The 15,846-nt window shown below is 38.6% G+C and carries 16 protein-coding genes; 10 read left to right on the top strand and 6 right to left on the bottom strand.

Going from position 1 to position 15,846, the window contains the following annotated elements; all coding sequences use genetic code 11:
• Positions 1-566: 566 nt before the first annotated feature.
• Together LEP1GSC050_RS00950 and LEP1GSC050_RS20915 are read right to left on the bottom strand one after the other, a co-directional pair.
• Entirely contained in the window at positions 567-1,055 is a 489-nt protein-coding gene (locus tag LEP1GSC050_RS00950) for a hypothetical protein (RefSeq protein WP_010569196.1), read from the bottom strand.
• A gap of 780 nt (positions 1,056-1,835) precedes the next feature.
• Positions 1,836-2,003 (bottom strand): hypothetical protein, encoded by a 168-nt coding sequence (locus tag LEP1GSC050_RS20915; protein ID WP_198012823.1) that lies wholly within the window; start codon positions 2,001-2,003, stop codon positions 1,836-1,838.
• Between the two features lie 912 nt (positions 2,004-2,915).
• On the opposite strand from LEP1GSC050_RS20915, the gene LEP1GSC050_RS00960 reads away from it, so the two are divergent.
• Together LEP1GSC050_RS00960 and LEP1GSC050_RS00965 are read left to right on the top strand one after the other, a co-directional pair.
• A complete protein-coding gene (locus LEP1GSC050_RS00960; RefSeq protein ID WP_010569197.1) occupies positions 2,916-3,269 on the top strand; it encodes a PilZ domain-containing protein in 354 nt (117 codons plus the stop codon).
• Positions 3,270-3,439: 170 nt separating this feature from the next.
• Entirely contained in the window at positions 3,440-3,799 is a 360-nt protein-coding gene (locus LEP1GSC050_RS00965) for a PilZ domain-containing protein (RefSeq protein WP_040910890.1), read from the top strand.
• 380 nt (positions 3,800-4,179) lie between these two features.
• Here the strand turns inward: LEP1GSC050_RS00965 and LEP1GSC050_RS00970 are convergent, their stop codons facing one another.
• Entirely contained in the window at positions 4,180-6,144 is a 1,965-nt protein-coding gene (locus LEP1GSC050_RS00970) for a beta strand repeat-containing protein (RefSeq protein ID WP_020987012.1), read from the bottom strand.
• A gap of 165 nt (positions 6,145-6,309) precedes the next feature.
• Between LEP1GSC050_RS00970 and LEP1GSC050_RS20775 the strand changes: the two genes are divergently transcribed.
• The 4 genes from LEP1GSC050_RS20775 to LEP1GSC050_RS00985 all read left to right on the top strand — a co-directional run bounded on the left by LEP1GSC050_RS20775 (position 6,310) and on the right by LEP1GSC050_RS00985 (position 9,111).
• Positions 6,310-6,471, top strand: a complete 162-nt coding sequence (locus LEP1GSC050_RS20775) for a hypothetical protein (RefSeq protein ID WP_156895921.1) — start codon at positions 6,310-6,312, stop codon at positions 6,469-6,471.
• 581 nt (positions 6,472-7,052) lie between these two features.
• Positions 7,053-7,382 carry an ArsR/SmtB family transcription factor gene (locus LEP1GSC050_RS00975; RefSeq protein WP_010569201.1) on the top strand — a complete coding sequence of 110 codons (330 nt, stop codon included), beginning with the start codon at positions 7,053-7,055 and terminating at the stop codon, positions 7,380-7,382.
• A 41-nt stretch (positions 7,383-7,423) separates the two neighbouring features.
• Positions 7,424-8,509, top strand: a complete 1,086-nt coding sequence (gene arsB, locus LEP1GSC050_RS00980) for an ACR3 family arsenite efflux transporter (protein ID WP_010569202.1) — start codon at positions 7,424-7,426, stop codon at positions 8,507-8,509.
• Entirely contained in the window at positions 8,506-9,111 is a 606-nt protein-coding gene (locus tag LEP1GSC050_RS00985) for a low molecular weight phosphatase family protein (RefSeq protein ID WP_010569203.1), read from the top strand. The genes arsB and LEP1GSC050_RS00985 overlap by 4 nt, the downstream gene beginning before the upstream one ends.
• A gap of 372 nt (positions 9,112-9,483) precedes the next feature.
• Here the strand turns inward: LEP1GSC050_RS00985 and LEP1GSC050_RS21060 are convergent, their stop codons facing one another.
• The gene (locus LEP1GSC050_RS21060; protein WP_020987028.1) at positions 9,484-9,651 is read right to left on the bottom strand and encodes a hypothetical protein; all 168 of its coding nucleotides are present in this window, start codon (positions 9,649-9,651) and stop codon (positions 9,484-9,486) included.
• 373 nt (positions 9,652-10,024) lie between these two features.
• Between LEP1GSC050_RS21060 and LEP1GSC050_RS00990 the strand changes: the two genes are divergently transcribed.
• Both LEP1GSC050_RS00990 and LEP1GSC050_RS21270 read left to right on the top strand, forming a co-directional pair.
• A complete protein-coding gene (locus LEP1GSC050_RS00990) occupies positions 10,025-10,396 on the top strand; it encodes a hypothetical protein (protein ID WP_010569204.1) in 372 nt (123 codons plus the stop codon).
• 693 nt (positions 10,397-11,089) lie between these two features.
• Complete coding sequence (locus LEP1GSC050_RS21270; protein ID WP_010569206.1) at positions 11,090-11,383, top strand: hypothetical protein; 294 nt, start codon at positions 11,090-11,092, stop codon at positions 11,381-11,383.
• A 156-nt stretch (positions 11,384-11,539) separates the two neighbouring features.
• Here LEP1GSC050_RS21270 and LEP1GSC050_RS01005 read toward each other — a convergent pair whose 3' ends face one another.
• The gene (locus LEP1GSC050_RS01005; RefSeq protein ID WP_010569207.1) at positions 11,540-12,265 is read right to left on the bottom strand and encodes an L-2-amino-thiazoline-4-carboxylic acid hydrolase; all 726 of its coding nucleotides are present in this window, start codon (positions 12,263-12,265) and stop codon (positions 11,540-11,542) included.
• Complete coding sequence (locus LEP1GSC050_RS01010) at positions 12,207-13,046, bottom strand: helix-turn-helix domain-containing protein (protein ID WP_010569208.1); 840 nt, start codon at positions 13,044-13,046, stop codon at positions 12,207-12,209. Before LEP1GSC050_RS01010 ends, LEP1GSC050_RS01005 begins: the two co-directional genes overlap by 59 nt.
• 386 nt (positions 13,047-13,432) lie before the next feature.
• On the opposite strand from LEP1GSC050_RS01010, the gene LEP1GSC050_RS01015 reads away from it, so the two are divergent.
• Together LEP1GSC050_RS01015 and LEP1GSC050_RS01020 are read left to right on the top strand one after the other, a co-directional pair.
• Complete coding sequence (locus LEP1GSC050_RS01015; RefSeq protein WP_010569209.1) at positions 13,433-14,815, top strand: SBBP repeat-containing protein; 1,383 nt, start codon at positions 13,433-13,435, stop codon at positions 14,813-14,815.
• Between the two features lie 450 nt (positions 14,816-15,265).
• Positions 15,266-15,817, top strand: coding sequence for a hypothetical protein (locus LEP1GSC050_RS01020; protein WP_010569210.1), 552 nt, complete (start codon positions 15,266-15,268; stop codon positions 15,815-15,817).
• Positions 15,818-15,846 lie beyond the last annotated feature (29 nt).

Consider the following 15,846-nt stretch of genomic DNA (forward strand, 5'->3'; position numbering starts at 1 on the left):
GAAAAATTAATTTCATAACTGCCTCGGTAGGATTCTTATTCTCTAAGAGACGTATTTCCGGATCGAGATCTTACATATAAAGGAGTGGGAATATTCTAATAAATTATTTACGAAATTGCCAGGTGAAGACTAATAAGTTAATATTGAGTTTGTTCGAATTCGTTTCCGACCCTATCGATTTTCGGATTGAATTTCGAATATTCCGCTTGACCATACTTCTCGCTCTTAGTTTTCGAAAATCAGGCATTAAAAGATGCCAGTTTGTCTACGTTAGAAGTTCATTATTTAATCTTAATCGATAAAACTCGAGTAGAATGGGCCTGACTCAGGTTTCCAAATTCATCGTTCGATTTCATTTAATCACTGATATTACTCGAAGACACAAATTTTGATAAGAATTCAACAAATTGAGGGAATCAGGATCGATCTAACTTTTTTAAAATCGTCAGTCATCGTTTGAGTCTTGTCTATCGTTCGATTCCGAGACATCTAGGTTCCATATTTTTTATCAGTTAACTACCGAAATATACAAATAGGGGAGACGACGGGAACTTTTCTCGTTTTGCTTATTTTCCTGGCACCGCTACATCTATCCTATACGTTGCATGACAGGCTATGCATTTTCGAGTCAAAATATCCAACTCGTGCAAAATAATGCCTAAATCTTTCTTCTGTTTAAGCTTTTCGGAAATAACATCGAATTGTTCGTGAGTACCAAATCCTAGTTGCTTAAACTCGATCGGAAGTTTTAGTAGAATTTTCTTTTCTTCATTTTCCAAACTCTTTACCAACCCCATTCCGGATGCTCGTGCAGATTCGGACGCTTTTTCGTAATCCCCTGCAGAAAGCCCTCCCAAAATCCCGTTTAACGAAGCAAGTAATCCTCGCATTTCGGTAAGTACGAGTATCTTTTCATCTTCATTCAAATATATCGAAACTCTATCGTCCTTAGATTTAACCGTGTTTCCCTCTATAAAATAATAAATTAGTACGGTTATCGTACAAATCCATAATATGAATGCTATCAAACCGAACGGTATTTTCTTTAAGTTCATTTTCTTAACCTTGATATATTTTTATAAAAATCCAAGTATATTTTCAAAAAGGAAATCGATATAGAGAGCCGAAGATTGTGCAATTGTATTTTATTTTTTAAACGAATATCCGAAAGCTCAACGTCAGAATTGAATATTAATCAGATTATATTAATAAATAATAATACTTTCAGAGAGAATAAGATCTCTTTTTATCAATCATCATCGGTTTTAGATAAATCTCCGCCTCATTAGCAAGCGAAGCATTGATCTAAATCAACTTCAATCTTTAAAATCTATTCCACCAAATTGATTTCGATCAATGAATGGATATAATAATGGAACTAATCTTCGAGTCGATCGTTAAGCTGATTTTTCAGAAAACGATAATCGCTTCCGGAATTCAGAAGGGCATTTGAGGGATGAAGGTTACTGAAAATTCAATTTGTAAGGTATTACTATAGGAATACGAGCAGAATATATATCACCGGAAAGAAATGAACTTAGCAAAGCAAAAGTTGAGGTTGGACTGGAGTAATAGCCTATAGTACAAAAAGTATCAGAATTAGTGCCTTGAAAATTTCGCACAATTAATGTTTAAGACAAGGCTCTCAAGTCGTAAACTTTAGAATTGGATAACGTCCTTTTGCCTTCATAGAGGATTCTCCTTTTATGAATTTGTTAGTTACAAACTCAATCAGGAAGGAGAGCCTTTCTATGAATTACTAAATGCACAAATAATTTAGGACGTTATCAGAATGTCGGCTTCTGGCAAAGATTTTCCAAATTAAGTACACTAATTTATTTTGCTTCCTTGCATTCGGTTTTCCAACGCATTACGCTATCTAAATCGGGAGACGCCGCTGCCTTGCATTCTTCTAAGGACTTAAAGGTTCCGATAACGGAATACTCTCTATAGGAGTAGAGCCAAAGAACCCAAACATTCAGGATTATCATTAGTAGTTTCATTGAAAAACCTCTCATTATGGATTTTTAAGACGAGGCGAATTCGAATCGGATTACGGAAATAAATTATTTAATTAAATAAAAAATAATATACCGATAGGATTAATATATCAATATATTATGGTAAATAATCGAGTATAATCCGAAAGATATATGCAATGGATAGGGTAAACGGAATCCCTCCGATATATCATCCGGATAATTTTAGGCCGGGCGTTTCCTGCGGACCAATATGGATGAGCGGAAGTGTCCTCTGAAAGTTATTTCCTTATTTGGGAGAATCGAGTGCCTCATCGATTTTTTTTTCACTGCCAAGTGAATGCGATAACGCAATGCTTACTCGCAGATTTTAAAATCCCTCTTCGGACGTTCCCTAGCATCTTCTATAGGTATAGGAGCTCTCCCATTGAGATTGTCTCTTTCGAGGATAGAATGGAGGTTAACGGCCTTTTAGAATACGAGTCGACTTCTTAAGAGGTGATTATTGATTTTTGTAAGTGATCTCTTCCTTCTATCAAAAGAGAGATGAGGAAAGTTCTCGGAATATCTCGAGAAGGAATTGAATTGCCGGACAGAAATATTGGCTTTCGAATAGAGGCAGTGATAATCAACCTTTCCGGATCTGCTAGACGGTTTAAACCTATGTTTTGTTAAAGAATAAAGGTTTCTAAGAGAGAATTTTCCTTAAATTGAGCGATTGCGGCGTTTAGGGAGAATACCGGCCTGCATATTAATTTGATCTAATTCCCGCAATTTCCGTCCGGTAAACTTATAGTTTTAGGTCGTTTTCCGTATTTACCTAGGAAATTTCCGAATATAAACTTAACAATATTATTAAAACACAATGAAATCTAATTACTTCTCCTTCCGTCCGATAAATTCGTAAGTGCAAAAACTTGCACGAAGGAGTTCGAAATGGGAGAGGAAAGGAGGAGAAGCGAACGACTCATTTCGAAAGAGTTATTGGAACTTCTTGTTTTAGCGGTGCATGAAAAGGGGGCATTAGTCGGGAATCTGTCCGATATCTCCGACTTCGGTATGGCAATTCTTTTGGATTTAGAAACTGTCAAAAATCAAGAAATCGGATCCAGAATCTCCGGGATTATTTCCGGGCCGAGTATGGAAGATATCAATTTCGCCGGTGTCATTATTAGGAAAGATAAAGTCGCAACTTCGAGTGGAATGAAAGGCATTATCGGAGTTGAATTCAACGAAATGATACAGCTTTCGGACAGAGTGCTTGCTCTAAGCTTAACGGCTTTTGACTAACATCCGAATTTCAGATCTTAACTTATTAAGTTTATACTTTTTGATTTCGTCTTTTTTAAAATTGCGAAGGTTTTGAAGTTGCACTCAAGTAAATTGCTAATTATCAACTATTTAGTTGAATTAAGTTCACGTCCAATTTTTATAGAATGCGAGCGATCGAGGATTTCGAAATGAACGAAGAGCGCAGAAAAGCCGAAAGAATTTATTCTTGGGACATTTTCGAACCATTCGTTTTGGCTATCCAAAAAAACGACGTAATCATAGGAAATATTTCTGACATTTCCGATACGGGACTCTGCATCCAAGTCGATAGCGGGAATTATAAGAACTTCGAAGTCGGTTCTACGATTCGGTGCTTGATTTCCGGATCGTCCATCAAAGACGTAAAAATTACCGGAAAAATCATCCGAATCGAAACTGTCGCTTCGAAGGCCGGGACCAAAGGATTAATAGCAATAGAATTTTCAAATTCGCTTCGCGCTTCCGAGCAGGTTAAAATATTAGTTTCGGCCTACTCCAAATCGGCGTAGAGTTTGGTAAATTCTACATGCTACAAAAAATGCGAATGGAGTAGTCGAATCCGCTTCTTTTAGTTTTACTTAACGAATATTTTGGGTCAGCCGAATACGCTCCGCAGAGTTACATCGGCCGAAGGATCGCAATTTTCCTGCATTAGGACAAATTGAATATCGAGCGCTGAACGCTTAATCTTCGAAATGGACTGAGATCGTACGTTCTTGAGGTGTTAATACTAATTAAGAATGCATCTTCTATTGATCATTATCATCGAGTCAATTCAGGAGGAGAATGCTATAGAGCTCCGAAATCGATGAAGTGCGTTCAGGAGAATTTCCGGTTAAGCGATTCTTCCAGTCTTTCTTTCTCCTTTTAGTCGAAGCTTTTCCGATTCCTAAAAAGGATTCGATTGCGTAGGTTTGCGTAAATAAGTAAAATCACGAATAGCTAATTCTTCCGTTCTGCTGGAAATTAAAAAAATCGAAGTATCTTCCGTCTTGAAAATTCCCGTTCGAGTGACCATTTTCAAATAGTTGTTCCATATCGAATCCTCATTGCCATTGGCAACCGAACTCCCGAAATTACTATTCGTTGCGCCCGTAATAATGGCGTTGGCGGCGGAGGCAAGGGAAGCTACAGTTCCGGTTTTTCCGGAGCTAAGGAATACATAAGTCCGTCCAAGGGTACTAGAATAGGTGCTTGCACCGGCTGCAAGATCGGAATATCCGTCTCCATTGAAGTCGGAGAAGGCGAGAGCGGAGGCGAAACTATTACCGGTACCTTCCCCGTTGATCGTAACCGAGGCTACAGCGCTTAGCCCTGCACTTCCGGTGCTAGGAAATATATAGGCTCGTCCAGTGGCACTTGCATAATTGGCTGCCCCGGCCGCTAAATCCGCATAACCATCTCCGTTAATATCACCGAAGGTGAGGTTACCTCCGAAAGTATCGCCGCTTGTTTGTCCAGTAATCATCGTCGTGGCGCTTCCTGCTGCGGAAACAGTAATCCCGTTAATTCCAGTACTTTGGAATACGTAAACCTTCCCGGTAAATGTATTATTGTAACGATTCGCACCGCTAGCAAGATCCGCATACCCGTCTCCGTTCACGTCTCCGAAAGCAAGGGGAAGTCCAAAATCGTTATATATCGTTTCTCCCGGTATGTTCGTATTGGCGCTACTGTATGATGAAGCGGTAATCCCCCCGCTTCCAGCGCTATGAAAGATCCAAATATTTCCCCTCGAAGTATTATAATAATTTCCTCCAAGCGCAAGGTCCGCGTACCCGTCTCCGTTCACATCCCCAAGAGCTAGGGATGCGGCAAAATTACTGGTTCCAGGTCCGATAATAGTCGTACTTGCCCCGCTATAGGATGAAGCGGTGATCCCAGCGCTCCCCGTACTATGAAATACATACGCCTGACCTGCGTGATTCGAATACATATATGCCCCCGTAGCAAGATCCGCATAACCGTCACCGTTAATGTCCCCAAGCGCTAATGCATATCCAAGTTGGCTTCCGGCTATCCCTGTAATCGTAGCGTTCGCATTGCCTACCGACGATGCGCTAATTCCGGTAATTCCCGTGCTATGAAATATATAGACCTGACCCGTATTTGCCGAATAGGCAGTTGCTCCAGCGGCGAGATCCGCATATCCATCCCCATTTACATCTCCAAGATCCACAAAATTTCCGAATGTGCTATTTGCAGTTCCCGAAATCGAAGCATTCGCCGCCGCCAAATTGGAAGTTAGAATGCCGCCCGATCCCGAGCTATAAAATAAAAAGACCTGTCCTGTATTCGAAGATGCGGAAGGAGTTCCCACCGCTAAATCCGGATACCCGTCTCCGTTGATATCCTTATTCTTTCCTTGGCGTGCGCTAATTGATACGGAGGCGGAAACATTTCCTGTCGGATTCTTACTTCGTACATTAATCGAATGCAAGCTTCCCATTTTCCAAGTGTTAGCACCATTCGGGAGTTGATAGACCCAATTTGTCGTACCGGTCGCGGGCAAAAAAGGTCCTCCATCCAAGCTTACCTCCACCGAGCTCACCGAATTATTATCGAATGCAGTTCCTACCAAAAAGCCTGTCTCTATAACCGAATTTCCTATATTCGATAGATTTGAAATGGCTATGGATTTCGTCAGTGTCTCTAACGAAAATAACGTAAGTAATGAATTATCATCTCCTGATTTACTTGTTTTTTGCAACATTTCGAATATTGCGATCGAGGCTCCGCAATTTAAGGAAGTCCACATTATTAGTAAATAGAGTAATATTCTAAGAGCTGGAATATTTCTAAGGAAATAAAATGACCCTAAGGCGTGCGATACATTCAAAGAAAATCGAATCAATTTAGAACACCTCCGGATTTTTCGAAAAATTATTATCCATTCAACTTTTATTCAAGAAGGACACAAATCTAATTACAACAAAATTTCCCGTAAACTCGAATCATTTCGTAAAATGAAGCCTTGAAAAATAATAAAGCCAATAAATTTATCCCTCAAACGAGTAGTATGAAATCTATATTATGTAAAATTGAAAGTTATAGTACGATTCAACAAGCTTATGAAATACATTTATGGAAGAAAGTTGCCTATCATGAATACGTAAAAAGGAAACCCGGTGACGATTATATTCCGTTTGAAGGAACCGCCCCGCTCAATTTAGCTTTTTAAAATCCGATTGAGAAACGGAAATGTCCCTCATGAATTGCATCGGATCGAACGAAAGCTTCCGGATCCGATTTGGATTATTTGATCCGGAAGGAATATTACCTAGTGACGCTAGAGTAGATACCCTCTCAACTGAAAATAAGGAAAGGTAAGATGAGTAGAAAAGAAAAGTAATCTTATGAGTTTAAAGAAAGGACTGTAAGCTAACGATTTCCAGTTCATTTACATTAAAAAAAGTTTCCTGTCGTTAGAAATAAGTTATTTCTTATTGAGACAATAGAAGGTTGAATACTTGAAAAAGGCCGATAGGTGGAAGCTGAAAGGTAGGTTCATATAGGATTCGGAATATGCAACTTCGGGAAATTGCGTTAAAAATCGGCTGCACTCTAGTTCATAAGATTGCTATAAGCGGTGAGTTTGTAGTATTCTCGTCTGCTCCGATCAACTGCGCGAACTCTTTAACAAATCAGGATTGCTTCTTCGGCTATAGATAGCTAATTTATTCCTTATCATTACTATTTATAAATACTACTTCTTCGTAAATATTCCTTGAAAATCTATTTGGACAGAAATGATGCTGTCACATGGGAATAAGTAAGACGGAATTATTTAACAAAAGACAAAACAAAATCGCGTCTTATGCGAAAGCCTTGGGGCATCCCGCTCGAATTGCCATCATTGAATCGATTCTTAAGAGAAAAGCTTGCATTTGCGGGGATTTAGTCGATGAACTAAGTTTAGCTCAAGCCACCGTTTCCCAACATTTAAAAGCGCTTAAAGAAGTCGGTATTATTAAGGGAACCATCGAAGGTCCTTCCATTTGCTATTGCATTGATGAAAAATCCTGGAAGGAAATTCGGGAGTATTTCGGTTTTCTTTTATCCCAAAACCCGGAAACTAAAATTTCCTGCTAATATCACTTGACATTAATCGTAATATTGCGATAAATCAATTAATGTCTGACCTTATTCCCAAGAAAAAAAGATTATCTTTCATCGATCGATATTTGACCATCTGGATTTTTATAGGGATGGGTATCGGTATCGCAATATCTAAATGGTTTCCAGGTTTTGTAGAATGGATTCGAAGAGGCGAATCGGGTGGGACTAATATTTCGATCGCGTTAGGGCTTATTTTTATGATGGTACCTCCTCTTGCAAAGGTAAACTACGCCAGGATCCCAAAGGCCTTTGGAAGAAAAGATCTCATCTTTTATTCTCTTTTTCTGAATTGGGTTCTCGGTCCCCTATTGATGTTTATTTTGGCATTTCTCTTTTTTCCGGATAATCCCGAATATAGAGTGGGTTTAGTTTTAATCGGCGTGGCACGTTGTATCGCTATGGTTTTGGTTTGGAACGATCTAGCTGACGGAGACCGGGAAGTAGCTGCCGGACTTGTTGCGTTAAACAGCGTCTTCCAATTACTGCTTTATGGTAGCCTCGCTTATTTCTATGTAAGCTTCCTTCCTGGCATTCTTGGCTTCCACGTTTCGAATATTGAAGTTAGGTACTGGGATATAGCCTCCAGTGTTCTTATTTATCTAGGAATTCCTTTCTTATTAGGTTGGTTAATTAGAGTCGTTAGCATTTCCTTTAAAGGTGAAGAGTGGACAACTTCGAAATTTCTACCGATAATTTCTCCGATTACTTTAATTTTTCTTTTATTAACAATCGTCGTAATCTTCGGCTTGAAAGGCGACACGCTTTTGTTAATTCCGATGGATGTGGTTAGAATTGCTGCGCCTCTATTAATCTATTTTATAGTGATGTTCCTGCTTAGCTTCGGTTTTGGAATTCTATTAAAGGCGGATTATAGGAGAAATACTGCGATTTCATTTACGGCGGCCGGAAATAATTTCGAACTTGCGATTGCTGTCGCTATAGGAACTTTCGGGATTGGGTCCGGTCAAGCTTTCGTAGGAATTGTGGGTCCTCTTGTCGAAATCCCGACTCTCGTTTTGCTCGTAGAAATTTCCAAAATGTTCAGACGAAAGTTTTATTCAAAGGAAACAATTGTACGAATCACTTATACGGAACGTTGAAGAAATTTCTTGAAAGCAGAGAAGCTGAATTTTACTTGATCAATGAATCAAGACGGAAGGTTTTGCTTCAACTTGCGAAAGCAATTAAGGAAGCAAAAGAAAGAAATAATTTCTCCGAAATAGTATTTGTATGTACTCACAATTCTAGACGAAGTCAAATTGCTCAAATGCTTGCCTCGCCATCTGCGGAGTACTTAGAAATTTCTGGAATTGGAGCCTATTTCGGTGGAACGGAAGTCACTGCTTTTTATCTAAATTCCGTAGAAGCTTTAAGAAATGTCGGATTTAAAATAGATAAAGCGGAAGAAAATGAAACTAACCCTAAATACAGAGTTACTTATACTCAAAATTCACCACCAACTACCGCATTTTCTAAATTATATTCGAATACGATAAATCCGAAGGAAAAATTCATAGCAGTAATGGTATGCGCCCAAGCGGATGAAAATTGTCCATTCGTTCCGGGGGCAGGTGCAAGAATTAATCTTCCATATTCGGATCCGAAAGCGTACGACAATACTCATGAAGCTTTGCAAAAATACTTAGAAACTTGTGAGATCATTGGAAGAGAGTTACTCTTCGTATTTAAAAATGTAAAGTAATCGATTTTCAACAATTCGATATGCTTATATAAATTCCGTCGAGACGTCGCTTACTTTTAAACGAAAGTTTTTCCCGATTTATTTTAGATAGGGAGAGATGAATAATCGAGAGCCGATTGTGTCCCTGTTATAGAGACCGCCAGATCGGGATAAAACGAAGAAAACAATTAAAATTCAGCTGATAAAATAAAATTACATTTAGATAATGCACGGAAATAGAAAATATGCGGGGTTCCATTTGATGGATTTGCCGACCGCGAACGCTTATCCGCTCAGTTTTTAGAGGGAAGTGTAACTGAGCACGCGGTTAAAACGAGTAAGAATAAAAGGTGATAGACGACCGGAGACGACTATCGCTATCGAAGTTCGATATTATTTAGATTCCTTACATTCGGTCCGCCATTTTAAAACTCCGGCGATATCGGCTTTCATTGCCGCTTTACACTCTTCCAAAGAATTAAAAGACCCGAGTGTCGAATATCCCCGATACGAATATAGCCAAAGGAGCCAAACTCCAAATATCAATAATCCCCTATTCATGACAAATTATCTCCAAATTAGTATTTCCTATTGCGAAATAGAGTGAAAGAACTAAGCAGTCACGATCTTGAAACAGGAATTTTACGGATGTTTTTGACGATCAGAAGTGCAAAAGTATGACATTGAATAACTCATAGAGGTTGCTTGGAGATATATTTTATTGACTGAGTTAGATTCTAATTTTAAAATTAAACATTTAAATTTGCGGGACGCATAAAGAAATTGAGACGGAAATTAATAAATTTAAAATGCCTTCATCCTTTTAATGCAAAAACGCATAAGCTCTACTGTTATATCTTATCTTCGATTCGAAGGTTTAAACGACCGGTTCGAATCTTTGACAATATTAAGTATTTAAAAGAAGGATCAGCGGATGTCGGATGCTAGTCTTTATTTGAATGAAATTACAAAAAATAAATTACGACTTCATGACGGAATTAGCCTTTCAGGAGCTATAAGTAAATCGGTAGATAGGCTGAATTTTATCGTATCTATCGAAGAAAAATATCTAAAGGATTTGTTTTCCGAAATGGAATGGAAAATACTTAGAGAAATTTCAAAAGGAACAAAATTTGAACCTGCTTCTTTGATTCCCGGAATTTTCCTTGGAATCGTTAATATTACGCCGGAATCGATTTTCACGAAACATGGAGTCAGTCGGAGAATCTTGAATTCAAAGTTAACCGGGCTTTCCATTTCGCAGGATTTTTCTTTGGTAGATTTACTTGAAAGATCGCGCCCTTGATAGTTATTCGAATACTCGATGCATTTTATTAAACAAGTTCGATTACACATTTTTAGTGTAAGCTACTTTTTTAGGCCTCGTTGAATTTCCCATTTTTATTTCTTATCATTCGGATAAAGGAAAGTAAAACTATAATTTTCGATCTATTGCTTGCATTTGAAATTATTCCTTCCGTGTATTGAATATGATTTTTCCATAAACGAATAGCAGTAGGAAGATTTATTCTCCCTCAGAAATTTTTTAAAACTGCTTTGAACGTCGGAAACTTGCGTATAGTTCTGAAAATCGCAAACAGGAGCGCTTCCAACCCGTTTGAATAATCGTTCATATACGCCTTCAGGATTTCTTGGACTTTTTTGCTATCAGGAATTATCTCGTGATTTTTTATAAACTTCTCGATTAAACTTATTCTCCTCCTCATTTCTTCCCGGGAAACGAGGAGCTCTCCGTCGCAGGTATAAGGGTAATCGACTTTAGATAAAAGTAGCAGATACTCTTCGAATTCGAAGGAACTATCAGTATTAAAAAAAGTCTTAGATACTGAATTGCGAAAATTAATATTTGAATTTGGCTGGCAATTAAGCAAATCTTTCATCATTCTTTTACTTACTAGTTCTTTCAATAGTGAATAAATGTTTTGGAATTGCCAAGCTTCCTTATTGGAACTCATTTAGCTTTAGATCAGGAAACCGCATGCTTTTAAGTAAGAGCCTTGGATTTGTATTTTTCGCTTTTATTATGCTTCTCGTATCTTGCCAGGATGCGCCGGCCAATTGCAGAAGAGATTGTCGTGAAAAACTCGCGAATTGCTTCGCATTGGACACGACTGTCTCGGTCGATTCGCAAAGTCGCATTGCTTTAACTTGCTATCTCGCGGATGCACTTTGCGAATCAAATTGTGACAGCCCCGGGGGAACGACTAAAACGAACAGTTCATCCGTTCGTAGAAATGGATCGAGTAGCGGGCACAGTAGCGGCAGCAAATAGGAGTGTCGTAACCTTTTCTTTCAATTGACGGTCCGGTAAATATCTCATATCTATGCACTGTCTTGCCGATCTCATGCATCATTATGAATTGCTTAAACGAATTCAGACCTGACTTAAAATTCCATTTTTGATTTTTACCTGCGTAGAAATAGAGTATTATTTTTTAGGAATCCTCTCGAAGTTAAATTTGCAATCGGAATTATCAAGGCCTAACGTTGCCGGTCTGGAAAAGGTTATCCCATGTTTTTCCGGAATAATCCCTTTTGACCAAGAGATCATGTCCCATTTACACGCTATTTTCATAAGCTCCGGAACTTGATGTTCTCGAAAGTAGTTGTTGTAAAAACAATTATGTACTAATAAATGATAGGAATTAAGATCATCGACAGTCGTCGAAAAGGAAAACGTGGAACCGAAAAAATTAGTTTCCTGTCTCTTGGATGTGCCAACCAAATATCCAAACGGATCCGTTGATTTATTGAGAGCATTTAATATATACTTTCCAATATTGTCCGGCTTCATATTTTCAAAAAGCGAGTTTTCCGTTATCTCAAGCGATCTTTCCACGCTAAAGCCTTTTTCAATACATCTATTGTATGTGGCATGAATTAAACAACACCAGGAAAGATGGTATTCCGACTGAATGTCGACGAGCCGTCCTTTGTTTTGTAGCTTCAAAGAGCGGTAGTTCGCTTTTATTTTTTTAATATCATCCTGATTGAAGATGGTCGACCTCTTTAAAGTATTCCAGTAGGTCAAATTCATTGAGTGTTCGTACCAAAAGTTCATTATGAACAATCGACGAATTACTTTTTTTAAACCGTTAGCCGTAAAAATTACTATGGCGACTTTTATCGCCAATACTATGATTATTATACTCATTCAAATCTCCTTTAAGTTCGGAGATGATTTTAATGAACACATCGGATTCGGTATTGGACAATTCGGACATTTTCGATAAGTATGAAGAGGGATTTTCTCCGGCGAAGCGCTTAAATTCGCGAATCATATACGATTGATCGCTATACTTATTTTCGTACGTTTTTTGAATTAAAGGAAGGATCGGATTTTCATTTTGAGGTAGAAGGGAACTCCTGCACTTTTCAAATTTCGCTATCCTATATAATAGTTGCGGCGTAAATCCGGTATAGGATAATACCAGTCTACGAATTTGTCTTGAAGAATAACCGATTTCTAAAGCCAATTTTTCCAATTTTAGATCGGACTTTTCCATTATTCTCCGAACGATGAATTCGGATAAAATCGTATTTTTTTCGACATCGACGCTCTTAAGAAAATTTAATATCCGTAATGATTTCTCGCTTACCGTACCGTAAGACTCGGTTAATTCGCGTAAGCACGCAAATTTTTCTTTCGATAAAATTTCCTTTAAATCCACTACAGTATTGGTAAAGATATTGGCCGGAATTTTTAAGTATCTGAATATAAATCCGGGCGTAAGCTTAATTGCAAAAGTATTCATTGAAGAATACTTTAGGCTCCAATCGACCGAAGCGTCGGTTTGTCCAACGAGCAAATACTTATTCTCTTGCACCTTTAAATATGGCGATAAGCAGGCGATAGAATTTACAGTCCGTACCCGACGATGAAATGCGGATCTATTTAGAATATAATATTCTTCCGGCGTCAAAATTTTACTCATTGATAGGATAATGCCCGACTTCAACTACACGACTTGAACTTGGAGTAGAATTCGCTTTACACCTTGGACTTTGAAATTTTAACCTTTCTAATTTTTAAACGTCAATGCGTTTTATTTTTAGTGGAACAATACGTTATAAAACGTGAGAGGCGCCGCTTTTAAGTAAGTAAGACTTGCGGAAGATTCTATCTGAACTTTAGGAATTTCAAATATGTCCGACTTTTAGCCGCCTATATGCAAAACTTGTATTAGAAGCGAATTGTTGAAAAATCCTTGGTTTACGGCTTTGCCTCTGAAAAAGGAATTCAAAGAGTGTCCGGTTTTGGAAAAATATGTTGCATATCAGTCAATTAGAAAGAAAGTGTAAAATTACTTTCCGAGACCCAATGAGAATTTTTTTATTTCCGACTTTTATTTGTTTCAGCCTACTATTTCAATTCGCCTGCTTAAAGACGGAGTTATCACTATGCGACGATTCCAATCTTTTTGAGGCTTCTTTTATCCAAGGCTTGAAGTCCCGAAAAGGAGCTTCCTTTTGCGGGTACCTTAAACGCCCGTTGCCGACCGCTTCCTGGACTCGTCTTTTAGGAGCATCCGCAGCTACAACGCAGGGATCGGGAGTTACTGCGGACGCTTCGGGCAACGTGTATGTTACAGGATTTACTAACGGAAATTTAGACGGAAATACGCTGATCGGATCCCAAGATGTTTTTTTGACTAAATATGATACCGACGGAAATAAACTTTGGACCAAGACTTTAGGAGCCGCAGGGACATTGAGTTCGACCGGAATTACATCCGACACATTCGGAAATATTTATATCCTTGGTAGTACTTCCGTTAGCATTGATGGACAGCCGTTTACAGGAACATCCGATTTTTTCCTTTCAAAATACGATCCTAACGGTAATAGAATTTGGACTCGCCTACTAGGGCCAACCGGAGGTAGTGCGTTTGGGCAAGGAATTACTTTAGATTCTTTGAATAATATTTACATAGCGGGTTATACGAATGGAAACTTGGATGGGAACGTTCTTATCGGTCTTTACGATTTATTTTTGACAAAGTACGATTCGAACGGTAATAAACAATGGACCCGTACTCAAGGAGTTGTAGCGGGTCACACGCAAATTGATGCTATCACTCTCGATTCTTCTAATTCCGTGTATCTAACTGGTTATACTACCGGCAATTTGGATGGGAACACGCTTGCCGGCGCTCAGGATTTAATCGTAGTAAAATACGATTCGAACGGTAATAAGCAATGGACAGCGCAATTGGGAGTAGCTAGCGGTTCCGAAATCGGAAACGGTATCACGACCGATATGGCCGGGAATATTTATGCCACCGGAAATACGAACGGAAATCTAGACGGACAAACCTTAATCGGTACTTTCAGTTTGTTTATCGTGAAGTACGATAATAGGGGGGTAAAACAGTGGACTCGCCTCTTGGGAGCCGGAGGAGCATATACATACGGGATAGGTATAACATTTGATTCGCTTAATAACGTGTTTGTGACGGGTAATACGAGCGGTAATTTGGACGGGAATACCTTGACCGGAGCTCAAGATTTTTACCTCACAAAATTCGACTCGAACGGCGTTAAACAATTCACTCAACAGACAGGTGTAGGCGGATTTTCCACCAATGCGACGGGGGTCACTTCGGATTATTACGATAATATATATAAAGTCGGTTATACGCCTGGAAATCTCAACGGCCAAATAGCTGTCGGAACACAAAGCATGTATATTGTAAAAAATTAAATTATTCGTAGGATTTAAAGATACAATTCGCTTATCAACTTTGGGATTTTAGCTACTTTGATTTCCCGATATCAAAATGGTCTTTGCCTTAATTTTTTAACGAGAACTCGCTCGGTGATCGACATTGTTGAGTATAATTGCCCCGATATAATATAAAAATTTCGACAGATGTCACTTTTTACGAATCAAAATAACTGACAAAAAAACTTTGTGACAAAGGATTTCAATTGTCGACGGGAAAAAAAATGCATGAGTTTATCGTGATTTTACGTATAATAGACGCCGAAGACAAATTACTTTAATAGATCGAGAAAGCAATATTGCTTCCGGTTTATAGAATTTTTCGAATTCGGTCTCGGATCGATCGGAGATTTTAGCGGGTCGAAGGAAACTAAAATTTTGTGACGTTAATTCGATTCGATCAGAAAGTTTGATTTTAGGTTATTCCCGGTGAAAAATATTGTTTTCTTTCTCATTTTCGGTCTCTCGATTCAACTTTTTGATTGTACGCAAGGATCTAACACTAATGACAACGTTGACGATGTGCAAAATCAATTTATGTTTGCCGCAATTTACCTGCTAATAACCCAACCGGCTCCTTGCAATAGCTTCAATATAGTTCAACTAACAACATCCTATCAGAATTTACCATTAGTACAAGATAATATTAGGCACCCGTCTCCGTATTGGGGGGATTCATTTGTGGGTTATGCGGCGGGTACGATATCGGCCGGACAAAGCTATAAGATTTCGTCCACTAATACTAATCTAAACGCTAGTTTTGGAAGCGCTTCCGTCTATTTTCCTCCAGCCGTATGTTCTAGCGAGCGTGCGAATAATATCACCTCGGGAGCGCTTGCCTCCTGCAGCGCTAGTTCGAATAGTATTTCATGTTCCGTGAACGGGGGATTTACAAATAATTATCTTTTCGTACTGGAACTCTATTTTCCATATTCATTATCTCTTATTTATCCGACCGATATTACGATTAAGATTCAATGAAGGCTTTACATTTTTCAATTCCGATAAGG

This window comes from Leptospira broomii serovar Hurstbridge str. 5399, from assembly GCF_000243715.2.
Lineage (GTDB): Bacteria > Spirochaetota > Leptospiria > Leptospirales > Leptospiraceae > Leptospira_B > Leptospira_B broomii.